This window comes from Nonomuraea corallina, from assembly GCF_027620315.1.
Classification (GTDB): domain Bacteria; phylum Actinomycetota; class Actinomycetes; order Streptosporangiales; family Streptosporangiaceae; genus Nonomuraea; species Nonomuraea corallina.
Genome location: NZ_JAPNNL010000003.1, coordinates 83530 through 106638 on the forward strand (window position 1 = coordinate 83530; position 23109 = coordinate 106638).

Genomic DNA, 23109 nt, shown 5'->3' on the forward strand with positions numbered 1-23109 from the left:
CGCCTCCGATCCCCGGTCGTCGGTGTCCTCGCCTGTAGTTTCCCGGCCTTCGCTGGTCGTACCGCTGCCGTTGGTAAGGACTTCGCCGGTGAGCCATCACCGGCCGGACGGCCGGGGCCCGCCGCCGCGCGGATGCGGCGCCCGCGCCGGGCCGCTCACGCCGTGCCGGGCAAACGCGGCGTAGATCGTGGCGGGGGCGGCGTACCGGCGCGGCGGCCGCAGGCCCGTGAGGTCGCCGGGCCGTCCCGCGCCTCCTCATCCGGCCATCCGCGGCCGGCGCATTGCCGTGGCCACATCCCCGGCTTACGCTTCACGAACCGTCTTCGAACTGCTGCCGACGCGCCTGGAGCAGCACGTCAAGGAGGCCGGGCCGGGTGAGAGCCGGCTGGTGACGTGCGCGCCGCCGTGATCAGCGGCCGGTGGCCGGTCGCGGCGGCAGGAGGCAGGGGTCCGGCTGGCGCGTGGTCAGCCAGTGCCGCAGCACGCGGCGGAACAGCCGCGGGTCCTCGGCGCTCCACTGGTGCCCCACCCCGGGCACGGTCCGCGCGAGCGACTCCGGCGCCCGGGAGGTCACCTCGCTCTGCGCCCGGTGCACCGCCCCGGGCTCCCGCTCCCCCGCCAGCATCAGGATCGGCGCCCGCGTACGCCGCAGTCCCTCCAGGTCGGCGGCCGGCACCCCCGCGTAGACCTGGTGCAACACCCGTCGCGCCGAGACGCGGTCGATCCCCAGGCCGGTCTCGACGAAGACGCCGGCCGAGTCCTCAGGCAGCCGGAACGCGCGCGCCATGACCCGCCAGTACGAGCGCGAACCCCACCACCGGACCTGGGCCAGCCCCAGCTTCCTGGCCACCGCGCCCAGCCCGCGCAGCGGGGCGCCGGAGAGCAGCGCGCCGCTGACCAGGCCGGGATGGCGTGCCGTGAGGACGGTGCCGACCACGGCGCCCAAGGAGAGCCCGACCAGGTGCGCGCGTCCGTCGTGGGCGCGTTCCCTGATGAGGTCCGCCATCGAGTCCGCCACGCCGGCGACGGTGGTCCAGGGCACGCCGTTCGACGCGCCGAAACCGGGAAGGTCGGGGATCAGCACGTGGTGGTCGGGCAGCGACGCGGCCTGCTCGTGCCACGACCAGCCGGCGACATTGCCGCCGTGCAGGAACAGGACGCTCTCACCGGCGCCGGGACGGTCCTCGCGTACGGCGATCACAGCGCCTCCTCCAGTTCGTCGAGCCAGCGGAGCTCGGCCTCGTGATGGACGATGCCGTTGCGCACCGTCAGCGCGCGCAGCCGCTCGGCGAGGGTCGTCGCGGGCGCCTCGATCGCCCGGAACGCGTCGAGCCGCCGCCTGACCAGCGCCCGGCGCTCGCGCGCGAGCGTCCGGACCAGCTCGGCGTCCCCGGCCCGTCCCGCGAAGAAGATCCTGGCCAGGAACTCCTCACGCGGCGACTCGGTGGGAGGCGGGGAGCGCAGCCAGGACTCCAGCTCGGCGGAGCCGGCCTCGGTCAACCGGTACACGTGCCGGTCCGGGCGGGACCGCTGGGAGATGACGTCCTCGTGCACCAGGCCCTCGGCGTGCAGGACGCCGAGGGTGCGGTAGATCTGCGACCGGTCGGCCGCCCAGAAGTGCTGGGCGGTGGCGTCGAAGGTCTTCTTGAGGTCGTATCCGCTCATCGGCCGCAGGTCGATGAGGCCGAGGATGGCATGCTTAAGGGACACAGCACATAGTCTACAGCACACCTATGCCTTCGGGCAGGCTCGGCGGGGCGCTTTACCTGACAGGTCATCGACCTCGCGGGGAGTGCGCAGCGAAGATGGCCGGACGGAACGATCACCACTGCCCGTGACGACCCCGGAGGGAACGATGGCCGCACTGTCCATGTCCGAGTTCGATGCCGACTCCCGCACCGATCGCGTGGCCGCCAACCGGTACGCGGGCGTCGTCACTGATCGCTGGCATGCGCTCGGCGGCGGTCCGAACGGCGGTTACCTGATGGCGATGTGCCTGCATGCGCTCAAGCAGGAGATGCCGTTCCCCGACGCGCTCGTCGGCTCCGCCTTCTTCCTGCGCCCGGCGGTCGCCGGACCGGCGGAGCTGCGCACCGAGATCATCCGGACCGGGCGGCGGGTCGCCACGGGCCAGGTCGTGCTGTCCCAGGAGGGCAAGGAGCGGCTGCGGGCGACGGCCACCTTCGGCACCCTCGACCAGGCCGACGGGCGCACGCTCGTCACCGGGCAGCCGCCGGCCCTCCCGGACCCGGCCGACTGCGTCGACCCGCTCGGCGGCAAGGCGCTGGACGGTGTCAGCATCAGCGAACGGGTGGAGTTCCGGTTCGCCGAGATGCCCGGCTGGTGGCAGGGCAGGCCCGCCGAGGAGGCCGTCATGGAGTTCTGGATGCGCTTCCGGGACGGAAGCCCCGCCGATCTGGACGCGTTGCCCCTGCTGCTGGATGCCGCGCCTCCGGCCGTGCTGGCCGTCGGCGAGTTCGCGTCCGCCACGCTCGAACTGACCGCGCACCTGCGGGCCCGGCCCGCCCCTGGCTGGCTCGCCTGTCGCGCCACCACGCGTCACCTGATCAACGGGTACCACGAGGAGGACTTCGAGATCTGGGACGCCAAAGGCGTCCTCGTCGCCCAGGGGCGGCAGCTCGCCATGCTCCCCTGATCGGCGTGCCTTGCCGTCCGACGCTCATCGCTCACCCGCGGGCAGGTGAACGGCGATGCTGAGCCCGCCCGCGGGGCGCGCGACGACGGTGAGCGTCCCGTCGTGCGCGCGGGTGATGCTCGCGACGATCGCCAGGCCGAGCCCGACGCCCCCGTGGTCGTTGCGGATTCTTCCCGTGCCGCGCTGAAACGGTTCTGTGAGTGCCGGGACCACGTCTGGAGGCAGTTTCTCACCGGTGTTCTCGACGGTGAGCGCCTCGTGGCCGGTGCCGGTCTTGATCCACACGGTTCCCCGCGTGGGCAGGTTGTGCACGATCGCGTTGTGCACCAGGTTCGTCGCCAGTTGCAGCAGGAGCGCCTGCGACCCCTCCACCGGGGTGATCTCGCCGGAGGTCTCGATGGTGACACCGCGTTTCTCCGCGAGCGGGAGCAGTGTCTCGACGGCCTCCTCCACGACCAGGGACAGGTCGACGCGTTCCCGGGCGAAGGATCTCTGGTCGGCGCGGCTGAGCATGAGGAGCGCCTCGGTGAGGTCGATCGCCCGGGTGTTGACGACGTGAAGGCGTTCGACGAGCTCGCCGGTGTCGCGGTCGGGATCGCGGCGGGCCACGTCGAGAAGCGCCCGTGAGATCGCCAGCGGGGTGCGGAGTTCGTGTGAGGCGTTGGCCGCGAATCGCCGCTGCTCGGCGACCTGTGCTTCGAGCCGTACGAGCATGGCGTCGAAGGCGTCGGCGAGTTCGCGGAACTCGTCCGCGCGGCCGGGCAGCCGGATCCGGTGGGAGAGCGATCCGTTCGCGGCCAGGCGCGTGGCGTCGGTGATGCGGGTCAGGGGGGCGAGCATGCGCCCGGCGAGAATCCATCCTCCCACCAGGCCGAACACCAGCAGGGACGCCATCACCGCGGCCGCCGCGGGGGCGAAGGCCCCCAGGAGGAGGATGCGGTTGGGCGCCACGTGGAGCAGGGCGGGCCAGCCGTCGGGCACGTACCGCAGGAGGAACACCCACACGGCGGCGAGGAGCAACGCGCTCGCGAACATGAGGAACCCGGCGTAGCTGAGGGTGAGCTTGAGCCGGACGCTCATCCCGCGCGCCCTATCCACCCTCACCCCCCGCGTCGATGCGGTAGCCGACGCCGGGCACGGTGGTGATGAGCCACGGTTCGCCGAGCCGTTTGCGCAGCGCCGAGACCGTGATGCGGACGGCGTTGGTGAAGGGGTCGGCGTTCTCGTCCCACGCCCGCTGGAGGAGTTCTTCCGCGCTGACGACCCCGCCTTCGGCCGCGACGAGGACTTCGAGCACGGCGAACTGTTTGCGGGTGAGCGCGACGTAGCGGCCGTCGCGGTGGACCTCGCGGCGGAACGGGTCCAGGCGCAGGCCGGCGATCTCGCGCACGGGCGGCCTGCTGTGCGCGCGCCTGCGGTCGAGCGCCCGGAGGCGGAGCACGAGTTCCTGAAGCTCGAAGGGCTTGGTGAGGTAGTCGTCGGCCCCGAGCCCGAACCCGCGGGCCTTGTCGTCGAGCCGGTCGGCGGCGGTGAGCATGAGGATGGGCATGCCGCTGCCCGAGGCCACGATGCGCCGGGCGATCTCGTCGCCCGAGGGGCCGGGGATGTCGCGGTCGAGGACGGCGATGTCGTAGGCGTTGACGCTCAGCAATTCCGTCGCGGTGTCGCCGTCACCGGCGATGTCGGCGGCGATCGCCGCCAGGCGCAGCCCGTCGCGGATGACCTCTGCCAGGTAGGGCTCGTCCTCGACGATCAGCACACGCATGCGCCCGATGCTAGGAGCCCGGGCGTATCGCCGGCGTATCGGAAACCGCATACGTGCTGACAACACCGCGCCGCCTTGACTGCGGGCATGGCTCACAGCGAAACCAGGACCCGGCGGTGACCGGCGCACGGCGTGACCCGGCCCCGCGGTCTCCCCGGACGGCCGCGAACCCCGACGCCGTCGCCGCCCGCGCGCGGAACCTGACCAAGATCTACGGCCGGGGCGAAACCCGGGTCCACGCACTGCGCGGCATCGACCTCGACCTCCCGCGAGGCGGATTCACCGCGATCATGGGCGCGAGCGGATCGGGCAAGTCCACGCTGATGCACTGCCTGGCCGGACTCGACCAGCCCAGCGGCGGCACCGTCACGGTGGCGGGCACCGACCTCGGATCGCTCGACGACGACGCCCTCACGATCTTCCGCCGCGAGCACGTCGGCTTCGTGTTCCAGTCGTTCAACCTGCTGCCGATGCTCACCGCGGCCGAGAACATCGTGCTCCCGCTCGAACTGGGCGGCCACCGGATCGACGACCCGGCACGCGAGCGCGCGCACCTGCTCGCCGACCTCCTCGGCGTGGCCGGCAGGCTCGCTCACCGGCCCGCGGAGCTGTCCGGCGGCCAGCAGCAGCGGGTCGCGATCGCGCGCGCCCTGATCACGCAGCCTGACCTGCTGTTCGCCGACGAGCCCACGGGAAACCTGGACAGCGCCACGTCGGCGGAGGTGCTGGACCACCTGCGCCGCTCGGCACGCGAACTCGGCCAGACCGTCGTGATGGTCACCCACGAGCGGGACGCGGCGGCGTACGCCGACCACGTGGTCACCATGCGGGACGGGCGGATCGCCTGATGCGCACCGTCTTCCTCGCGTCGCTGCGCACGTACCTCCGCAGGTACGTCGCGGCGGCGGTCGCGGTCACCGTCGCCGTCGCCTTCGTCGTCGTGGTCGGCATGCTCACCGCCGGCGCGCGAAGCGGGCTCATGGACGGGCTGGGGGCGCCGTACCGCAACGCCGAGCACGTGGTCTCCCCCGAGAGGTGGCCGTCGTCCGAGCTGGACCCGGAGGCCGTGATCGCCTTCACCGAGCGGCACGGCGACGACGCGTCCGCGATCGGCCGGGCGACCCTCCCGGCGCACGCCGGGAGCCGGCAGCTCTCGGACACGACGACGGTGGGGCCGATCGCCACCTCGCGGGTGTGGCGCTGGCAGGAACTCAGCTCGGGCCGTTTCCCCTCACGTGCGGGCGAGGCCGCGGTGGACGTGTACACCGCCTTGGCCGAGGACCTCGCGGTCGGCGACCGGATCACGATCGGGGCGGGAACCGCCGCGGCCGACGTCCAGGTGGTCGGCATCGTGGAGTCGCCCTCTCCCCCGGCCCAGGCCTCGATGTACGTCACCTGGCCCCAGTTGCTGCGGTGGCGCGAGCACCTCCATCTGGGCTCGGTGGCGGTGCGCGGCGAGGTGGGCCCGCTCCCCGAAGGCGCGCGGGCGCTGTCACCGGAGGCGTTCACCGCTGAGCGGCTGACCCACGTGCAGAACAGGGTCGACAGCCTGTCGGTGATGTCGCTGTCGTTCGCCGGCATCGCGATCTTCGTCTCGATCCTCGTCATCGCGAACACCTTCTCCATCCTGTTCGCGCAGCGACTGCGCGACTTCGCGCTGCTGCGCTGCGTCGGCGCGACCCGGCTGCAGGTGGTGCGCGCTGTACGCCGCGAGGCGGCCGTCGTCGGCGTGCTCGCGTCACTGACCGGGACACTGGTCGGCGCCGGGCTCGGCTACGGGCTGATCGCCCTGATCGACGCCCTCGCCTCCGCCGTGCCGATGGGCGCCGCCGAACTGCCCGTGCCCTGGCTGCTGGGCGGGTTCGCCGTCGGCCTGGCGATCACCATGGTCGCGTCCTGGTCGCCGACCCGGGGCGTGATCCGGGTGAGCCCGCTGGCGGCGCTGCGCCCGGACGCCGGGGTGGACACGCGCACCGGCCGGGCACGAGTCGCGCTCGCCGCGCTCCTGCTGGTCACCGGGCCGGCCCTGCTGGGGGTGGCGATGGCCGGGAGCAGCACGGCGCTCATGCTGGCGGGCGGAGGATCGGTGTTCGCCGGGGTGCTGCTCCTCGGCCCGGTGCTCGTCCCCCGCCTGGTCCGGATCGCGGGCGCGCCGCTCGGCCCCACCGGACGGCTCGCGGCCCGGCACGCCGCGCACCACCCGCGCCGGACCGCCACCACCACCGCCTCCCTGCTGGTCGGCCTCACCCTGACGATCGCCGTACTCACCGGGACGGACACCTGGCGTATCTCCCTGAACGAGCAGATCGGCAGAGACCACCCCATCGACCTCACGCTCACCTCGCCCGAGGGTCCGCTCACCGGTGACCTCCTCACCCGGATACGTCGCACTCCGGGTGTGGAACGGGCGATCCCCGTGTACGGCGCCGTGGCCCAGGTGGCCGGGCTGCCCGACCCGATCCCGGTCGTCACCGCGCCCGCCGCCGGGCAGGTGCCCCGCGACGGCGGAGCGTTCGCACGGGTCGAGCCGGGGAGCATCGGCCTCGATTCCGACGCCTTCGGCAAGGGCTTGACCCTGCGGCCGGGTGACCGGGTCACGGTGCGCGCCGGCGACCGGCGAGCCCGGCTGCGGGTGGCCGCCGGCACCGGCTGGGGCCCTGCGGGCGTGGTCGCGCCCGAGACGCTGGCCACGCTCACCGACGCCCCCGAACCGCGTGCCGTCTGGATCCGCGCCTCCCCCGGCGCCGACCCGGCCCGGCTCGGCGCCGACCTGGACGCGCTGGCCGATCCCGTCGGCGCGACCATCGAGAACGGCCTGCGCACCTGGGAGTCGCTGGACCAGCAGCTGCGGATCTACACCTGGTCAGCGCTCGGCCTGCTCGGCATCACCATCGTGATCGCCCTGATCGGCATCGCGAACACCCTCGGGCTCTCCGTACTCGAACGCGTCCGCGAACACGCGATGCTGCGCGCGCTCGGACTCAGCCGCGGACAGCTCCGGCGGATGCTGGCCGCCGAGGCCGTCCTGCTGTCGCTGGTCGCCGCCGTGCTCGGCACCGTGCTCGGCGTCGGGTTCGCCTGGGCGGCCTGCGAGACGATCGTGAAACCGGCCCTCCGTGACGCCGCCCTGCACGTCCCCTGGCCGTCGCTCGGCGTCGTCGTCCTCGTCGCCGCTCTGGCCGGACTCCTCTCCGCCGTTCTCCCCGCACGCCGGGCCGCCCGGGTGAGCCCGGTCGCAGGACTGGCACTCGACTGACGGTCCGCCGATCACGGGACGGCGCGCGTCGTCAGATCCTCGCCGCGAGGACGTCGACCTCGACGGGGCTGTGGCGGGGCCGACCGCGGCGGATCGGTGATGGAGTAGTCAGAAGTCGGCGTCGAAGCTGACCGAGCCGGTCACGCCCACCTGGTACGCCGACACCCGCCGCTCGAAGAAGTTCGACAGCTCCTGGACGTCCTGCAGCTCCATGAACGCGAACGGGTTCTTCGACCCGTACAGCGGCTCGAGGCCGAGCTGGGCCAGCCGCCGGTCGGCCACGTGTTCCAGGTAGGAGCGCATGTCCGCGATCGACATGCCGGGCACGCCCCGCCCGAGCAGGTCCTCGGCGAACCCGGCCTCGCACTCCACCGCCTCGGCCAGCATCTCCCTGACCTGGCCCGCCATCTCCTCGTCGAACAGGTCAGGTTCCTCCTGGCGCACCACGCTGACCACGTCGAACGCGAAGGCCATGTGCATGGACTCGTCACGGAAGACCCAGTTGGTGCCCGACGCCAGGCCGTTCAGCAGGCCGCGCGAGCGCAGGAAGTAGACGTAGGCGAAGGCGCCGTAGAAGAACAGGCCCTCGATGCAGGCGGCGAAGCAGATCAGGTTGAGCAGGAAGGCCCGCCGATCGTCGCGCGTCTCCAGCCTGCGCAGGTCGCCGAGGGAGTCGATCCACGTGAAGCAGAACTCGGCCTTGCGCCGGATGGACGGGATGTTCTCCACCGCCGCGAACGCCTCGAACCGCTCCTGCTCATCGGGCACGTAGGTGTCGAGCAGGTTCAGGTAGAACTGGACGTGCACGGCCTCCTCGAACAACTGCCGCGACAGGTACAGGCGCGCCTCGGGGGCGTTGATGTGCTGGTAGAGGTTGAGTACCAGATTGTTGGCGACGATCGTGTCGCCGGTGGCGAAGAAGGCGACCAGGCGGCTGACCAGGTGGCGTTCGGCCGGCGACAGCTTCGGCAGGTCCTTGAGGTCGGAGTGCAGGTCCACCTCCTCCACCGTCCACGTGTTCTTGATCGCGTCGCGGTAGCGGTCGAAGAACAGCGGGTAACGCATGGGACGCAGGGTCAGGCTCATCCCGGGGTCGAGCAACATCAGAGGTTCTCCTGAAGAAGAAATTACTGGCAGGCTTCGCAGGATTCGGGGTTCTCCAGCGAGCAGGCGAGGGCCTCGTCGGTCTTGCCGACGACCGGGACGGTGGCCTGCTGGATACGGGTGGCCGGCCGCGAGCGCAGGTAGTAGGTGGTCTTCAGCCCGGACTTCCAGGCGTACAGATACATCGAGGAGAGCTTGTCGATCGTCGGGGCGCTCATGAACAGGTTGAGCGACTGGCTCTGGTCGATGAACGGCGAACGCGCCGCGGCCATGTCGATCAGCGCGCGCTGCGGCAGCTCCCACGCGGTGCGGAACAGGTGGCGCACGTCCTCGGGCAGCTCGGCGATGCCCTGCACGGACCCTTCCGCCTGCCTGATGGCGGCCCTGACCTGCTCGGTCCACAGGCCGCGCGCCTTGAGCTCGGTCACCAGCGCGTTGTTGATCTGCAGGAACTCGCCGCTGAGGGTCTCGCGCTTGAACAGGTTGGACACCTGCGGCTCGATGCACTCGTAGGCGCCGACGATCGAGGCGATGGTGGCGGTGGGCGCGATCGCGATCAGCAGCGAGTTGCGCAGGCCGTGGACGGAGATCCGCTCACGCACGGCGTCCCAGCGCTCGGTCTGGACGCCTTCCACGCCCCACAGGTCCGGCTGCAGCTTGCCGCGTGCCGCCCAGGTCTGGGCGTAGGCGGGGTGGGCGCCGAACCGCTCGGCAAGGCCGGCGGAGGTCTCCAGCGCCGACAGGTAGACCTCCTCGGCGATGCGCGTGGACAACTCCTCGGCCTCCGGCGAGTCGAACGGCAGGCGCAGCGCGAAGAACACGTCCTGCAGGCCCATGACGCCCAGCCCGACCGGCCGCCAGCGCGGGTTGCTGGCCGCCGCCTGCTCGCTCGGGTAGTAGTTGATGTCGATCACGCGGTCCAGGAACGTGACCGCGGTGCGCACGGTGGCGCGCAGCCGCTCCCAGTCCATGCCGCTCGCGGTGACGTGGGCGGCCAGGTTGACCGAGCCGAGGTTGCAGACCGCGGTCTCGGCGTCGCTGGACACCTCGATGATCTCGGTGCACAGGTTGGACAGGTGGACCACGTTGCCGGGCTCGGCCGCCTGGTTGCACAGCCGGTTGGAGGCGTCCTTGAAGGTCATCCAGCCGTTGCCGGTCTGCGCGAGCGTGCGCATCATCTTCGCGTACAGGTCGCGGGCCTTGACCTGGCGGGTGTGGCGGCCCGCCTGCTCGGCGGCGCGGTAGGCCGCCTCGAACGCCTGGCCCCACAGGTCGGGCAGCTCGGGGACCTCGTCGGGGTCGAACAGCGACCATGTGGCGTCGGCCTCGACGCGGCGCATGAACTCGTCGGGGATCCAGTTGGCGAGGTTGAGGTTGTGGGTGCGGCGGGCGTCCTCGCCGGTGTTGTCGCGCAGTTCGAGGAACTCCTCGACGTCCGGGTGCCACGGCTCCAGGTAGACGCAGGCGGCGCCCTTGCGCCGGCCGCCCTGGTTGACGGCGGCCACGGAGGCGTCCAGGGTGCGCAGCCACGGGACGATGCCGTTGGAGTGGCCGTTGGTGCCGCGGATCAGCGCGCCGCGCGAGCGGATCCGCGACCAGGCGATGCCGATGCCGCCGGCGAACTTCGACAGCTGCGCCACCTGGGCGTAGCGCTCGTAGATGGAGCCGATCTCGTCGCGGGGCGAGTCGACCAGGTAGCAGGAGGACATCTGGGTGTGGCGCGTGCCGGAGTTGAACAGCGTCGGCGAGCTGGGCAGGTAGGCCAGCGACGACATGAGCCGGTAGAACCCGATCGCCTCGGCGGGCGTCTCGGCCAGCCCGCACGCCACCCGCAGCAGCCAGTACTGCGGCGTCTCCACCACCAGCCGGGTGGACGGGTGCCGCAGCAGGTAGCGGTCGTAGACCGTGCGCAGCCCGAAATACTCGAACCTCAGGTCGCCGGCGACGTCGATCGCGTCGTCCAGTTTGCGGGCATTGGTGGCGACGAACTCCGCCGTCTCATCACCGATCAGTCCCTCGGTATGCCCGAGGCGGATGGCCTGGCTGAAGGAGGCCACGCCCTGGCCTCGTACCTCCTTGTCGATGTAACCCGCCAGCAGCCGCGCCGCCAGGCGCGAGTACTGCGGCTCCTCGCCGATCATCTCGGCGGCGGTCTGGATCGACAGCCGGTCCAGCTCCGCGGTGGTGGCGCCGTCGTACAGGCCGCTGATCGTCTTGGTGGCCACCCGCATCGGGTCGATGTCGGTCAGATCGTCCGCCCAGCGCCCCACCGCCCGGACGATCTTGTTGACATCGACCGGCTCGGCCGTGCCGTTGCGCTTACGCACCCGCATCCGGACCCGCCTCGGCGCGGGCACCTCGCCGCTCAGCTCGGTGATCGGGTCCCCGGTGACCGTCACTACGCTCTCCCCTCGTGAACTCGGTCAGGTCCCGAGAACACGCGCAGGAGGCTCCGGCAAGGGGTCGCACAGCCCTCACGCCCGGTGCCGTCGGCCGTCCCGCGCGGCCTCGGAGCCGCCGCACACGCTTGCTCGTGTACGGCCGCGGCCGGCAGGTCTTCGGACTCGTGGGCGTGCTGCTCGATGCCTACTGGCCGTCGCTTCCCAGGCCGTTGGCCCAGTGCTTCTGACGGCGGTCGTTCCCACTCACCGCTGCGGGGCAGTCCCGGATTCCCACCGGGTTCCCTCTTGCCTCGGCCACCCTGGCGGGGTGACCGAACCGACTGCAGGGGACACCATATATAGGGGCGATCGAAAAGTCACACCCAACATCTCGTGTTGCGAGACGGATCATGCAAGAAGCGGCGCCCGCCCGGCCCTGCGGACCAAGCTGTGACCGGGCGGGCGTCGCCGGCAGGGGACGTCAGGCGCCGCGGGCGGCGTCGTACCGGGCGATGACGTCATTCCAGTTGATCAGGCCCCAGAGCTTCTCGACATAGTCCGGGCGCACGTTGCGGTACTGCAGGTAGTAGGCGTGCTCCCAGGCGTCGAAGACGAGCAGCGGGGTGGTGTTCATGCCGACGTTGCCGTGGTGGTCGTAGACCTGCTCCACCACCAGGCGGCGGCCGAGAGGCTCCCAGGCCAGCACGCCCCAGCCGGACCCCTGGACGGTCGAGGTGGCGGTCGTCAGCTGCTTCTGGAAGGCCTCGAAGCTCCCGAAGTGCTCGGCGATGGCGTCACCGAGCTCACCGTCGGGGCGGTCGCCGCCGTCAGGCGACAGGTTCTGCCAGAAGATCGTGTGCAGCACGTGTCCGGACAGGTTGAAGGCGAAGGTCTTCTCCAGTCCGACCAGGCCGCCGAACTCGCCCTTGTCGCGGGCGTCGGCCAGCTTCTCCAGGGTGTCGTTGGCGCCCTTGACATAGGCGGCGTGGTGCTTGGCGTGGTGCAGCTCCAGGATCTCGCCGGTGATGGCGGGCTCCAGGGCCGCGTAGTCGTACGGCATGTCCGGGAGGGTGTAGTCACCCATGAGCTATTCCCCTCGAATTCTTACTTGCACAAAGTTAGCAACAACGATAGCCAAGCATTTAGAGCATGCCCGCGTGCCATGCCGACAGTGCGGGACGGTGGACACGCCGAAAAGAGGTCTCGCCGCCGCGGGGTGAGGACGTCGTCCGGGGAGCCGTGCGTGACGACACGTCCTTGGGTGGGGACGTAGAGCTGGTCGCAGTAGACCGCGGCCAGGTTCAGATCGTGCAGAACTTGAGCCGCCACAGATCCTGACCGTCGACGGCGACGGCGATGTGCGGCTCGTTCTGGTGAGCCGGTGTCGAGGCGATTCCCGGAGCTTCCTGGCCGTCCTCAGGGGCGCCTTGCCGGGGCGGCCGTTCTCAGCGAACCTGCAGGCCGGTGACCGCGCGGCCGATGATGAGGCGCTGGATCTCCGACGTCCCCTCGAAGATGGTGTAGATCTTGGCGTCGCGGTGGAAGCGCTCCACCGGGTGCTCGCGGGTGTAGCCGGCGCCGCCCAGGATCTGGATGGCCTGTTCGGTCACCCACACCGCCGTCTCCCCCGCGACCAGCTTCGACATCGACCCCTCGGCCTGCTCGAAGCGCTTGCCCTGGCGGGCCATCCAGGCCGCGCGCCAGGTCATCAGGCGGGCGACGTCCACCCGGGTCGCCATGTCCGCCAGCAGGAAGGCGATCGCCTGGTTCTCGCCGATCCTGCGGCCGAACTGCTCCCGCTCGCGGGCGTAGTCGCGGGCGTACTCGAAGGCGGCCCTGGCGATGCCGACGGCCATGGCGGCGACCGTGGGGCGGGTGGTCTCGAAGGTGCGCATGGCCGCCTGCTCGCCGGCCCGCTCGCCGTTGCGGACGCGGGCCAGGCGGGCGTCCAGCTTCTCCTTGCCGCCCAGCAGGCACGATCCGGGTACGCGCACGTCCTCCAGGACGACCTCGGCCGTGTGGGAGGCGCGGATGCCGTGCTTCTTGAACTTCTGCCCCATGGACAGGCCGGGGGTGCCGGGCGGGATGATGAACGACGCCTGGCCGCGGGTGCCGAGGGCGGGGTCGACGGAGGCGACGACGATGTGCACGTCGGCGATGCCGCCGTTGGTGGCCCAGGTCTTGACGCCGTTGATGACCCAGTCGCCCTGGTCGTACACGGCCCTGGTGCGGATGGCGCCGACGTCGGAGCCGGCGTCGGGCTCGGAGGCGCAGAAGGCGCCGAGCTTGACGTCGTTCTCGGTGCCGAACATCTCCGGCAGCCACTGGCCCGCCTGCTCGGGCGTGCCGTTGCCGGAGAGCGCGGCGGCGGCCAGGCAGGTGCCGACGATCGACAGGCCGATGCCGGCGTCGCCCCAGAACAGCTCCTCGAACACGACCGGCAGCCCGAGCCCGCTGTCCTCCAGCCATTGGGTGGCGAAGAAGTCCAGCGAGTACAGGCCGATCTTGGCGGCTTCCTGGATGACCGGCCAGGGGGTTTCCTCGCGTTCGTCCCATTCGGCGCCCGCGGGGCGGATCACTTCACGCGCGAAGTCGTGGACCCAGTCCCGCACCTCGATCACGTCCTGGCTGAGGTCCAGACTGAAGCCGCTCATGCGCTCCCCCTGAGGCGTTCCCGGCGAGCCCGCTGAACGACTCGCGCCGCCAGCATGCTACCGGCCAGTAGCATCTGTCCGGAAGCACCGCCGCGTCAGAGGCGGCGCCGCAGCAGGCAGAACTCGTTGCCCTCGGGGTCGGCCAGGACGTGCCACTGCTCGTCGCCCTTCTGCCCGACGTCGGCGGGGACGGCGCCCGCCGCCAGCAGCCGCTCCAGCTCGGCCGCCTGGTCGCGGTCGGTGGGGTTGACGTCGATGTGCAGGCGCAGCTTCTCCCGCTTGGGCTCGTCCGACGGGCTGAACACCAGCGTGGGCTGCAACCCGCCGAACCCCTCCTCCGGCCCGATCTCCACCGCGCCGTCCTCCCGGCCGAGCACCTGGAAGCCGAGGATCTCGCACCAGAACGCCGCCAGCCGCTCGGGGTCGCGGCAGTCGAGCACCAATTCACTGATCCGGCAAGCCATGTCCTGCCGTTTACCCCGGCGCGGCCGCCCCACACGCCTGGTCTCACCCTCCCGCCTCCTGGACCGTTGCAGGAAGGTCGGGAGTGCGACGAGCTGCGATTACAGCGTTCTTGAAGCGCCCTGCCGCATCATGGGCCAGGCGTCTCAGGTGGAGCGTCCCTGGAACCTCGGAGGCTTCCATGCCCGAAATCGTGCTGCTGTCCGACCCGCGGATCGCCGAGGTGGCGGTGGACGAATGCGGTGAACCCCTGGTGGACCTGCGCACGCTGGAGGCCGTCCGGGTCGACGGGCGCCTGGCCGACCCGGAGGGCGCGTTCGCGCACGTCCGGCTGAGCGTGGCCGACCGCTTGATCGCCGCCCAGACCCGGCTGCCACGCACACTGCGCCTGCTGATCGTGGAAGGGTTCCGGCCGGCGCCGCTGCAGCGGCGCTACTTCGCCGAGTCCGTGGCCGCGCACCTGGCCGGCCATCCCGGCTGGGACGAACAGCGGGCGCACGTGGAGGCCAGCAGGTACGTCTCTCCGCCCGAGGTGGCCCCGCACGTCAGCGGAGGGGCGGTCGACCTGACCCTGTGCACCGCCTCCGGCGTGGAGGTGCCGATGGGCACGCAGGTCAACGCCACGCCGCCGGAGAGCGACGAGGCGTGCTACACCGGCTTTCCCGGCATCTCCGCCGAGGCCCGCCGCAACCGCGACGTCCTGGGCGAGGCGATGACGTCCGCGGGGTTCGTCAACTACCCCACGGAGTGGTGGCACTGGTCGTACGGCGACCGCTACTGGGCGTTCAGCACCGGCTCCCGCTCCGCCCGCTACGGCCCCGCCTCCTGACCGCCGCACCGCAGCGTGGTGAACATGGGCGGTCGTTCGCCGATGGAGACGTCGCTGCTGACGACCCGGTGACCGTCGCCGTCGCGGCGGAACTGGTCGAGGCGGCACGACAGGCCGTGGCAGCGGCCGAGCTTGCCCTGGCGCAGCAGCCGGGAATGGGCGGCCAGCATGATCTGGGCCGCCATGCCGCCCAGGGCCTCGGTCGTCTGCGGGGCGTGCTCGCGGGAGCCGAGGTCCACCTGGGCGAACGCGTCCAGGCCGGCCAGGTCCAGCAGGTCCACGAGAAGCCCGAACTCGACCCCGTACCGGGTGAGGAACGGCACCCGCTCCAGCGCGGTGCGGCGGCCGGCGTACTCGCCGGCGAGCGGCTGGACGAAGCCGGCCAGCTCGGGCCAGTGCAGGTTGATGAGCGGGCGGGCGACCAGCTCGGTGACGCGGCCGCCTCCGTTGGAGACGCCGTCGAGCGGCCGGTCGTAGCAGCCCTTGGCGTAGGCGACGGTGCCGTCGGTGAGGAGCGGGCCGAGCAGCCCGCTCACCAGCGAGGACCGGAAGCCGCGGATGTCCGCGTCGACGAACGCCACGATGTCGCCGCTGGTGACGGCCAGCGACTTCCACAGCGCCTCGCCCTTGCCGTCGAGGGGGCGCAGCTCGGGCAGGATCGCGTCCTGGGCGTGCACCTCTGCGCCGGCCCTGGCGGCTACGGCCGCGGTGTCGTCGGTGGAGCAGGAGTCGATGACGACGACCTCGTCCACCACGTCGGCGAGTTCGCGCAGGATGACGCCGACGATGTGACCGACGGTGTCACGCTCGTCACGTGCGGGTAGGACCACACTGACGGAGGTCTGCCCTTTCGCCTCGGCGAGTTCGCCCACCGGCCAGTCCGCCGCGCAGGACGTGCGGCGCCGGAACCAGCTCTGAACTTCAGGCAGCATGCCACCACCTCCGTTCATCCCCTGGTTCCTGCCCGGGGCCGGTCAGCCTGTGACGGCGTGGCGTTCCAAGAATGTGTAAACATCCGCCTCGTCCACGCCCGGGAAGGAGCCGGGCGGCAGGGCGGCGAGGACGTGCGAGTTGGCGCGGGCCGACGGCCAGGCGTAGCCCTCCCAGCGCTCGGCCAGCTGGGTGGGCGGGCGGCGGCAGCAGTCGCCGCTGGGGCAGGTGGACTTGGTGCGGTTGGTGGTCTCGCGGCCGCGGAACCACCGCGACTCCTTGAACGGCACGCCGAGCGTGATGGCGAAGTCGCGCTCCCGCGACGGGTCGACGTGCGCGACGCAGAAGTACGTGCCGGTGGGCGAGTCGGAGTACTGGTAGTAGATGGAGAACCGGTCGGGTGAGGCGAACACCTGCCGGCCCGACCACTGCAGGCACATCCGCTGGCCCTCGATGGCGCCCTGCTCGTCGGCGGGGAAGACGATGCCGTCGTTCTCGTACGCCTTGTAGATGATGCCGCCGGCGTCGTTGCGCACGAAGTGGCAGACCAGGCCGAGGTGGTGGGTGGCGAGGTTGGTGAAGCGGTGGGCGGCCATCTCGTAGGAGACGGCGAACACGTCGCGCAGGTCCTCCACCGACAGAGCCCGGTCGGCCTTGGCCTCACGCAGGTAGACGGCGGCGGCCTTCTCCGGTACGAGCACGGCGGCGGCGAAGTAGTTGGCCTCGGTGCGCTGGCGCAGGAAGTCGGCGAAGTCGCGGGGCTTGGCGTGGCCGAGCGCGAGGTGGCCGAGCGTCTGGAGCAGGATGGTGCGCGGGGTGTGCATGCCGAGCTGCTCGTGCTTGACGTAGATGCGGCGGTTGCGCATGTCGGTGATGGAACGCACCGATCGCGGCAGGTCTTGGGCGGTGTGCACGGTGTAGCCGAAGTGCGTCACCAGGCTTTGGATCATGCTCTGTGACAGGGCGCCGGCGCGGTAGCCGACGGCGGCGAGCGCCTCGGCTGCGGCCTGCTCGATCTCGGGGAAGTAGTTGCCCAGCTCGCGCTGGCGGCGGCGGAGCTCGGCGTTGGCGGCCCTGGCCTCCTCGGGGGTGGCGGTGCCGCGCGCCTCGCGGGCGCGCAGCTCGCCGTAGAGGCCGAGGATGTGCTCCAGCACGTCGTTGGGCACGCGGGCGGAGACCTTGAGCCGGGGCAGGCCGAGGCCGGCGTAGATGGGGTCGCGCTGGGCCTCTTCGAGGGCGATCTCCAGCTGGGCGCGGCGGTTGGGCGGCTGGCGGCGCAGCAGCTCCTCGACCGGGACGTTGAGCGCCGAGGCGAGCGACTTGAGCAGGGACAGCTTGGGCTCGCGCTTGCCGTTCTCCAGCAGGGAGAGCTGGCTGGGCGCCCGGCTGACGCGCTCGCCCAGGTCGGACAGGGTGAGGCCGCGCTGTTTGCGCAGGTGACGCAGGCGCTGCCCGAACGCGAGGAGATCGAGCTCATGCGTCAAAGTCAGCGGTTCTTCACCCAGCAAGGACGCCATGCCCGCATCTTAGTCGGAAAATCCGCTCATCTTCTAGACGCCGGAGAGCGCTTCCACGCCGCCGGATCCCTCGACCGCGACCCCTCTGACCAGTGGTCTAGTCCAACGGGAAAACTCGCTATTTCTTCTCGTGCGAATACCGGCCGGTAGTTCCTACTGAGAGAAGAAACGTCAATCTTCTCGTCCGGATCGGTTGTTGCTGCCGCTCGCCAGGGCACAAACTCGACATAAGCCCCAGGGGACGACAAAGGAGTGAACCAATGAACGATCGCCTCAAGGGAGCCGCTGAGCAGCTGCGGGACGAGTGGGAGAACAACCCGCGCTGGGCCGGCATCGAGCGCACCTACAGCGCCGAGGACGTGGTCCGGTTGCGTGGCAGCGTCCAGGAGGAGCACACGCTCGCCCGGCTCGGCGCCGAACGGCTGTGGAACCTGCTGCACACCGAGGACTACGTCAACTCCCTCGGCGCACTGACCGGCAACCAGGCGGTCCAGCAGGTCAAGGCCGGGTTGAAGGCCATCTACCTGTCCGGCTGGCAGGTCGCGGCCGACGCCAACCTGGGCGCGCAGACCTACCCCGACCAGAGCCTGTACCCGGCCAACTCCGTGCCGGCCGTCGTGCGCCGCATCAACAACGCGCTGCTGCGCGCCGACCAGATCACCTGGTCCGAGGGCCGCCAGGACGCGCCGCACTGGCTGGCGCCCATCGTGGCCGACGCCGAGGCCGGGTTCGGCGGCGTGCTCAACGCCTTCGAGCTCATGAAGGGCATGATCGCCGCCGGCGCCGCAGGCGTGCACTGGGAGGACCAGCTCGCCTCCGAGAAGAAGTGCGGACACCTCGGCGGGAAGGTGCTCATCCCGACCGGCCAGCACATCAAGACCCTCAACGCCGCCCGCCTCGCCGCGGACGTCGCCGGAGTCCCCAGCCTCGTCATCGCGCGGACCGACGCCCAGGCCGCGACGCTCCTGACCAGCGACGTGGACCCGCGCGACCAGGCGTTCTGCACCGGCGAGCGCACCGCCGAGGGCTTCTACCGGGTGCGCAACGGCATCGAGGCGTGCATCGCCCGCGGCCTGGCCTACGCCCCGTACTCCGACCTGCTCTGGATGGAGACCGGCACGCCCGACCTGGACGTGGCCCGCGAGTTCGCCGAGGCGATCAAGGCCGAGTACCCCGACCAGATGCTCGCCTACAACTGCTCGCCCTCCTTCAACTGGAAGGCGCACCTCGACGACTCGACCATCGCCAAGTTCCAGCGCGAGCTCGGGCACATGGGGTACAAGTTCCAGTTCATCACCCTCGCCGGGTTCCACTCGCTGAACTACTCGATGTTCAACCTCGCCCAGGGGTACGCGACCGACGGCATGACCGCGTACGTCGACCTGCAGGAGGCGGAGTTCGCCGCCGAGGCGCGCGGCTACACCGCCACCCGCCACCAGCGCGAGGTCGGCACCGGCTACTTCGACCTGGTCAGCACGGCCATCTCGCCCGACTCCTCGACCACGGCGCTCAGGGGCTCCACCGAGGAGGAGCAGTTCGCCCACTGACCCCGCGAACTCGCCGGATACCTCCAGGGCATGGGTGGTTCCCCCCGGCGAACGGCCGCGTCGGACCTGTCCCCGGTCCGGCGCGGCCGACCCATGTCCGGGGACCGTGCGAGCCGCACCGCTTGGCCGAAGTGGCGGAGATCAGGTGAGTGCGGCGGCTTCCTCGGCCTCGACCTGCTTGTTCCAGTCCTTCTTGACCGCGCGCCACGACTCGTCGTCCGCCCCGGCCCGCCAGTAGCCGGAGATCGACAGGTGTTCCATCGGGATGCCCAGGCCGACCCGCAGGTGGCGGCGGAGCTGCTTGACGAACCCCGCCTCACCATGCACGAACGCGTGCACCCGGCCGGGCGGGACGTCGAAGGCGCGCACCGCCTCCACCAGCGCCTCCCCCACGGGGCGGTCGCGCCGGTAGAGCCAGACCACCTGGACGTCGCCGGGCGTGCTCAGCTTGATCTCCTCTTCGGGCCCCGCCACCTCGATGAACGCGAAGGCCTTCGCCCCCTCGGGCAGCGCCTCCAGGGAGGCGGCGATGGCGGGCAGCGCGCTCTCGTCGCCGGCGAACAGGTGCCAGTCGGCCTGAGGGCTCGGCGCGTAGCCGCCGCCGGGGCCGAGCATGAGCACCTCGTCGCCCGGCCGGGCGGCGGCGGCCCACGGGCCGGCCAGGCCCTGGTCGCCGTGATAGACGAAGTCGAGCGTCAGCTCGCGGGTGTCGGGGTCCCAGGCCCGCACGGTGTAGGTGCGCAGCCGCGGCCAGAGCTCGCGGGGCATGGTCTCGCGCACCTGCTTGACGCTGAACGGCTGGGGGTATTCGACGCCTTCGTGCGGGAACACGATCTTCACGTAGTGGTCGGTGTGGCCGGAGGTGGCGAAGTCGCGGAGGCCGTCGCCACCGACGATGACCCGGATCATGTGCGGCGCGATGCGCTCGGTACGCAGCACGACGCCTCGGTGATGATCCGTCGGCTTACCGGTCATGCGGACAGCTCCTTGCTTAGGTATGGCTAACCTACACTCTGCCTTCCCTGCAGCGTCAGCGCGACGTGAGAAAAGCACGTTCGTCCCCTGCCCCCGCCCCTGCGGTCGATTCGTCCCGTATCACCGATCAGGCGGCGGCCTCGTCCTCCTCCGCCGCCTCCTCCAGCCCCGCCACGGCCGACAGGAACACGCCCATGTGCCGGAACGCCAGCCGCGCCTCCGGCAGCACGTCCGCCAGCAACGGGAACACGTGCGGCATCCGCGGCCACTCCTCGTACGTCACCGGTACGCCGCCCTGCCTGGCCTGCTCGGCGACGCGGCGGGCCTCGTCCCTGAGCACCTCGGTCGACCCGGTGACGATCATCAGCGGCGGCAGGCCGGTGAAGTCCCCCAGCACCGGCGAGACCAGGGGGTCGCACGGGTCCAGCCCGTCGGTCCAGCGGCGGGCCAGCCAGCGCACCCGGCCGGCCGGCAGCATCGGGTCCTGCCAGCGGTTCGCGGTGCGGGGGAAGTCGGTCAGGTCGGCCCACGGCGACAGGCACACGGCCGCCGACGGCAGCGGCAGGCCGCGGTCGCGCAGGGCCAGCAGCGTCGCCAGGGTCAGGTGCCCGCCCGCCGAGTCGCCCCCGATGAGCACGTCCTCCGGCTCGTACCCCCGTTGCAGCAGGCAGTCGTAGGCGTCCAGGGAGTCGCTCAGCGAGTCGGCCAGCTTGTGCACCGGGCCCTGGCGGTAGTCCAGGGCGAGCACCGGACGGCCCGCCACCGCCGACAGGCGCCAGGTGATGGGCCGGTGGGTGCGCGGCGAGCCCGAGAAGTAGCCGCCGCCGTGCAGGTAGAGGAGGACCTTGCGCTCGTCCAGGTCCGCGCCGCCGCGCACCCACTCTCCCTCGCAGGCCGAGAACGCGGCGGGGACCACGCTGACGTGTTCGGGGGTCTGGCCGACAGGGAGCAGCCTGACCAGTTCGCCGAGCTGGGACGCGGCGGTCAGGGCGAGGGCGTGGCGCAGGAACAGGTGGGAGGCCGGCTTGAGCGTGTGCCGCATCAGACCGGTCAGGGCGCGGGCCTGCCAGCTCAGCGGGTACTGGGGAGCGACATCCCTGTCCAGTTGCATATCGGGTCCTCCGGCACGTTGATTCCCTGCCAGAACATCGCTCTACCCGTGAGTAAGGATCTCATCGCCTTTCCGGACACCATCGGCGCTTCTGCTTACCGGTGGGTATGCCCGCTGCTCCCCGGGCGCCATTTGGCCCGTTGCCAAGGACTGACCGCCAGTTGACCGATTCCAGCCCATTCCACGGCGCCCGCGCCTTTACAAAGTAGATCGCGCGGTCAGTAGTAGCCGCCCTCCTGGGTCTGCTGCTCGTAGTCCTCGTCGTCATCGTCGTAGCGGCGCGCCCAGCGCGAGGGCATCAGCACCGGGACGAACAGCGCCACGCCGAGGAGGGCGAACACCCCGCTGCCGAGCAGCGTCTTGGCGCCGGTGACGGTGTCCCTGACGATCTGGTTCACCGAAGGCCCGTCGGGCAGCAGGGTCAGCGCCCGGTTCTTGTCCAGCGCGTACACGACGGTCCAGGCCAGCAGCACCATGGACGGGATGAAGGTCGCCAGGGGCGAGATGCTGCCCGCCACCACGAGGCCCACGACGAGCCCGACGGCGGCCATGGAGCCCAGCGCGATCCACAGTGACGGGCCGCCCTGCGGGGCGGTCTGGCCGCTCACCACCGTGTGCTGCACGGCCCAGCCCCCACCTCCCAGCACGACCGCCGTCACCACAAGCCCGACGAGCAACCCACCAAAGTGCCGCAACGCTCTCACCTCATGTCGACGTGGCTGGCACGACCTTAGCGACAAATACCGTGAATCACCCCGTCATTGCCCGGCTTCTCGCATGCCCCCTCCCGGGCCGTCCCGCCCGTGGCACCATGGGCTCACGCATGCGAGCACACCTGCCTCTCCGGCTCATCAGGACGACGGCCTTCGCCGCCGTCTGTGTGCTCCTCGCGGCCCTCGCCCACTGGCTGAGCGGCGGCGCCCGCCCCGAGCCCTGGGCCCTGACCGCCGGCGTCCTCGCGGTCTTCGCGTCCGCCGCGGCCCTGAGCGGCCGGGAGCGCTCACCGGCCCAGGTCGCCTGCCTGCTGGTCGCAGCCCAGCTCGGGCTGCACGAGCTGTTCGGCGGTGACGGCACCGGCTACGTCGCGGCGCACCTGCACGGGCAGGGGCTCGGCGAGGCGCTGGGCATGCTGACGGCCCACCTGACGGCCACGCTCCTCACCGGCTGGTGGCTGGCGCGCGGCGAGTCCGCGCTCTGGGCGCTGCTGCGCCGCCTGGCCCGCCGCCTCCTGTTCCCCCGGCCCGCCCCGGCGCCCGCCGCCGCCCGGCCGCTCGCCCCCGTCGTACGGGCCCGCGCCGTGCCGCCGGACCCGGCCCTGCGTCACAGCCTGGCCAGGCGCGGTCCTCCGCTTCCCGCCTGACCTGCTGACATCCGTTTTTCCCCTTACCGTCAAGTGGAGTTCCGCCATGTCCTTCTTCAGGCGTGCGGCGACCGTGCTCGCCGCCACCACCGTCGTCGTCGCCGCGCCGGCCCTGCCCGCGCTGGCCCATGTCACGATCAATCCCGGCACCGCCGAGGCGGGCGGGTTCACCAAGGTCGCCTTCCGGGTGCCCAACGAGCGCGACGACGCCAAGACCACCAAGGTCGAGGTGTCGTTCCCGACCGACCACCCGCTGGCGTTCGTCTCGGTCAAGCCGGTGCCCGGCTGGACCGTCAAGGTCACCGAGGGCAAGCTGCCCAAGCCCGTCACCACCGAGTTCGGTGAGCTCACCGAGGCCGTCACCACCGTCGTCTGGTCGGGCGGCGAGATCGGCCAGGGCGAGTTCCAGGAGTTCGAGGTGTCGATGGGACGGCTGCCCGAGGGCGTCGGCCAGCTGGTGTTCCCGACCAGGCAGACCTACTCGGGCGGCGAGGTCGTCTCGTGGTCCGACGTCCCCGCGGCCGGCGGCGCCGAGCCCGAGCACCCGGCCCCCGTGCTCAGG

At 71.3% G+C, this 23109-nt stretch carries 21 protein-coding genes and 1 riboswitch; of the genes, 7 read left to right on the top strand and 14 right to left on the bottom strand.

Going from position 1 to position 23109, the window contains the following annotated elements; all coding sequences use genetic code 11:
* Positions 1–409: 409 nt before the first annotated feature.
* On the bottom strand, positions 410–1201 hold the full coding sequence (locus OUY22_RS01540; protein ID WP_270152861.1) for an alpha/beta fold hydrolase: 792 nt from the start codon (positions 1199–1201) through the stop codon (positions 410–412).
* A complete protein-coding gene (locus OUY22_RS01545; protein WP_270152862.1) occupies positions 1198–1710 on the bottom strand; it encodes a PadR family transcriptional regulator in 513 nt (170 codons plus the stop codon). The genes OUY22_RS01540 and OUY22_RS01545 overlap by 4 nt, the downstream gene beginning before the upstream one ends.
* 145 nt (positions 1711–1855) lie before the next feature.
* On the opposite strand from OUY22_RS01545, the gene OUY22_RS01550 reads away from it, so the two are divergent.
* Positions 1856–2656: a thioesterase family protein gene (locus tag OUY22_RS01550; RefSeq protein ID WP_270152863.1), complete on the top strand. Its 801-nt coding sequence runs from the start codon at positions 1856–1858 to the stop codon at positions 2654–2656.
* Positions 2657–2680: 24 nt separating this feature from the next.
* Here the strand turns inward: OUY22_RS01550 and OUY22_RS01555 are convergent, their stop codons facing one another.
* Both OUY22_RS01555 and OUY22_RS01560 read right to left on the bottom strand, forming a co-directional pair.
* A complete protein-coding gene (locus OUY22_RS01555; RefSeq protein WP_270152864.1) occupies positions 2681–3736 on the bottom strand; it encodes a sensor histidine kinase in 1056 nt (351 codons plus the stop codon).
* 10 nt (positions 3737–3746) lie between these two features.
* Complete coding sequence (locus OUY22_RS01560; RefSeq protein WP_270152865.1) at positions 3747–4421, bottom strand: response regulator transcription factor; 675 nt, start codon at positions 4419–4421, stop codon at positions 3747–3749.
* Positions 4422–4537: 116 nt separating this feature from the next.
* On the opposite strand from OUY22_RS01560, the gene OUY22_RS01565 reads away from it, so the two are divergent.
* On the top strand, positions 4538–5269 hold the full coding sequence (locus OUY22_RS01565; RefSeq protein WP_408638088.1) for an ABC transporter ATP-binding protein: 732 nt from the start codon (positions 4538–4540) through the stop codon (positions 5267–5269).
* Positions 5269–7677, top strand: coding sequence for an ABC transporter permease (locus OUY22_RS01570; RefSeq protein WP_270152866.1), 2409 nt, complete (start codon positions 5269–5271; stop codon positions 7675–7677). The genes OUY22_RS01565 and OUY22_RS01570 overlap by 1 nt, the downstream gene beginning before the upstream one ends.
* A gap of 108 nt (positions 7678–7785) precedes the next feature.
* On the opposite strand, the gene OUY22_RS01575 is transcribed toward OUY22_RS01570, so the two are convergent.
* The 5 genes from OUY22_RS01575 to OUY22_RS01600 all read right to left on the bottom strand — a co-directional run bounded on the left by OUY22_RS01575 (position 7786) and on the right by OUY22_RS01600 (position 14280).
* Positions 7786–8781 (bottom strand): ribonucleotide-diphosphate reductase subunit beta, encoded by a 996-nt coding sequence (locus OUY22_RS01575; RefSeq protein ID WP_270152867.1) that lies wholly within the window; start codon positions 8779–8781, stop codon positions 7786–7788.
* A 23-nt stretch (positions 8782–8804) separates the two neighbouring features.
* Complete coding sequence (locus OUY22_RS01580; protein ID WP_270152868.1) at positions 8805–11180, bottom strand: ribonucleoside-diphosphate reductase subunit alpha; 2376 nt, start codon at positions 11178–11180, stop codon at positions 8805–8807.
* A 133-nt stretch (positions 11181–11313) separates the two neighbouring features.
* Positions 11314–11519: riboswitch (cobalamin riboswitch) on the bottom strand.
* A 124-nt stretch (positions 11520–11643) separates the two neighbouring features.
* The gene (locus OUY22_RS01585; protein ID WP_270152869.1) at positions 11644–12246 is read right to left on the bottom strand and encodes a superoxide dismutase; all 603 of its coding nucleotides are present in this window, start codon (positions 12244–12246) and stop codon (positions 11644–11646) included.
* A 361-nt stretch (positions 12247–12607) separates the two neighbouring features.
* Entirely contained in the window at positions 12608–13816 is a 1209-nt protein-coding gene (locus OUY22_RS01595; protein WP_270152870.1) for an acyl-CoA dehydrogenase family protein, read from the bottom strand.
* Between the two features lie 95 nt (positions 13817–13911).
* Positions 13912–14280 carry a VOC family protein gene (locus OUY22_RS01600; protein ID WP_270152871.1) on the bottom strand — a complete coding sequence of 123 codons (369 nt, stop codon included), beginning with the start codon at positions 14278–14280 and terminating at the stop codon, positions 13912–13914.
* Between the two features lie 179 nt (positions 14281–14459).
* Here OUY22_RS01600 and OUY22_RS01605 point away from each other — a divergent pair, with 179 nt between their 5' ends.
* Positions 14460–15107 (top strand): M15 family metallopeptidase, encoded by a 648-nt coding sequence (locus OUY22_RS01605; RefSeq protein ID WP_270152872.1) that lies wholly within the window; start codon positions 14460–14462, stop codon positions 15105–15107.
* On the opposite strand, the gene OUY22_RS01610 is transcribed toward OUY22_RS01605, so the two are convergent.
* A complete protein-coding gene (locus tag OUY22_RS01610) occupies positions 15089–16039 on the bottom strand; it encodes a glucosyl-3-phosphoglycerate synthase (RefSeq protein WP_270152873.1) in 951 nt (316 codons plus the stop codon). The genes OUY22_RS01605 and OUY22_RS01610 overlap by 19 nt on opposite strands.
* Positions 16040–16081: 42 nt before the next feature.
* Positions 16082–17554, bottom strand: coding sequence for a helix-turn-helix domain-containing protein (locus OUY22_RS01615; RefSeq protein ID WP_408638089.1), 1473 nt, complete (start codon positions 17552–17554; stop codon positions 16082–16084).
* Between the two features lie 260 nt (positions 17555–17814).
* Here OUY22_RS01615 and aceA point away from each other — a divergent pair, with 260 nt between their 5' ends.
* Positions 17815–19101: an isocitrate lyase gene (gene aceA, locus OUY22_RS01620; RefSeq protein WP_270152874.1), complete on the top strand. Its 1287-nt coding sequence runs from the start codon at positions 17815–17817 to the stop codon at positions 19099–19101.
* Positions 19102–19242: 141 nt separating this feature from the next.
* On the opposite strand, the gene OUY22_RS01625 is transcribed toward aceA, so the two are convergent.
* From OUY22_RS01625 to OUY22_RS01635, 3 genes are all read right to left on the bottom strand, one after another.
* Positions 19243–20076: a siderophore-interacting protein gene (locus OUY22_RS01625; protein WP_270152875.1), complete on the bottom strand. Its 834-nt coding sequence runs from the start codon at positions 20074–20076 to the stop codon at positions 19243–19245.
* 127 nt (positions 20077–20203) lie between these two features.
* Positions 20204–21187, bottom strand: coding sequence for an alpha/beta hydrolase (locus OUY22_RS01630; protein WP_270152876.1), 984 nt, complete (start codon positions 21185–21187; stop codon positions 20204–20206).
* Positions 21188–21405: 218 nt separating this feature from the next.
* A complete protein-coding gene (locus tag OUY22_RS01635; protein WP_270152877.1) occupies positions 21406–21864 on the bottom strand; it encodes a hypothetical protein in 459 nt (152 codons plus the stop codon).
* Between the two features lie 146 nt (positions 21865–22010).
* Here OUY22_RS01635 and OUY22_RS01640 point away from each other — a divergent pair, with 146 nt between their 5' ends.
* Both OUY22_RS01640 and OUY22_RS01645 read left to right on the top strand, forming a co-directional pair.
* A complete protein-coding gene (locus tag OUY22_RS01640; RefSeq protein WP_270152878.1) occupies positions 22011–22547 on the top strand; it encodes an MFS transporter in 537 nt (178 codons plus the stop codon).
* A gap of 46 nt (positions 22548–22593) precedes the next feature.
* On the top strand, positions 22594–23109 hold a 516-nt coding region (locus tag OUY22_RS01645), incomplete at its 3' end, for a YcnI family copper-binding membrane protein (RefSeq protein WP_270152879.1).

Bases quoted from the DNA above. Each gene is read 5' to 3' on its own strand.
- OUY22_RS01625 (WP_270152875.1), bottom strand. From the start codon at position 20,076: ATGACCGGTAAGCCGACGGATCATCACCGAGGCGTCGTGCTGCGTACC.
- OUY22_RS01555 (WP_270152864.1), bottom strand. From the start codon at position 3,736: ATGAGCGTCCGGCTCAAGCTCACCCTCAGCTACGCCGGGTTCCTCATG.
- OUY22_RS01640 (WP_270152878.1), top strand. From the start codon at position 22,011: ATGCGAGCACACCTGCCTCTCCGGCTCATCAGGACGACGGCCTTCGCC.
- OUY22_RS01630 (WP_270152876.1), bottom strand. From the start codon at position 21,187: ATGCAACTGGACAGGGATGTCGCTCCCCAGTACCCGCTGAGCTGGCAG.
- aceA (WP_270152874.1), top strand. From the start codon at position 17,815: ATGAACGATCGCCTCAAGGGAGCCGCTGAGCAGCTGCGGGACGAGTGG.
- OUY22_RS01585 (WP_270152869.1), bottom strand. From the start codon at position 12,246: ATGGGTGACTACACCCTCCCGGACATGCCGTACGACTACGCGGCCCTG.
- OUY22_RS01575 (WP_270152867.1), bottom strand. From the start codon at position 8,781: ATGTTGCTCGACCCCGGGATGAGCCTGACCCTGCGTCCCATGCGTTAC.
- OUY22_RS01600 (WP_270152871.1), bottom strand. From the start codon at position 14,280: ATGGCTTGCCGGATCAGTGAATTGGTGCTCGACTGCCGCGACCCCGAG.
- OUY22_RS01550 (WP_270152863.1), top strand. From the start codon at position 1,856: ATGGCCGCACTGTCCATGTCCGAGTTCGATGCCGACTCCCGCACCGAT.
- OUY22_RS01610 (WP_270152873.1), bottom strand. From the start codon at position 16,039: ATGCTGCCTGAAGTTCAGAGCTGGTTCCGGCGCCGCACGTCCTGCGCG.
- OUY22_RS01615 (WP_408638089.1), bottom strand. From the start codon at position 17,554: ATGGCGTCCTTGCTGGGTGAAGAACCGCTGACTTTGACGCATGAGCTC.
- OUY22_RS01595 (WP_270152870.1), bottom strand. From the start codon at position 13,816: ATGAGCGGCTTCAGTCTGGACCTCAGCCAGGACGTGATCGAGGTGCGG.
- OUY22_RS01560 (WP_270152865.1), bottom strand. From the start codon at position 4,421: ATGCGTGTGCTGATCGTCGAGGACGAGCCCTACCTGGCAGAGGTCATC.
- OUY22_RS01605 (WP_270152872.1), top strand. From the start codon at position 14,460: ATGCCCGAAATCGTGCTGCTGTCCGACCCGCGGATCGCCGAGGTGGCG.
- OUY22_RS01570 (WP_270152866.1), top strand. From the start codon at position 5,269: ATGCGCACCGTCTTCCTCGCGTCGCTGCGCACGTACCTCCGCAGGTAC.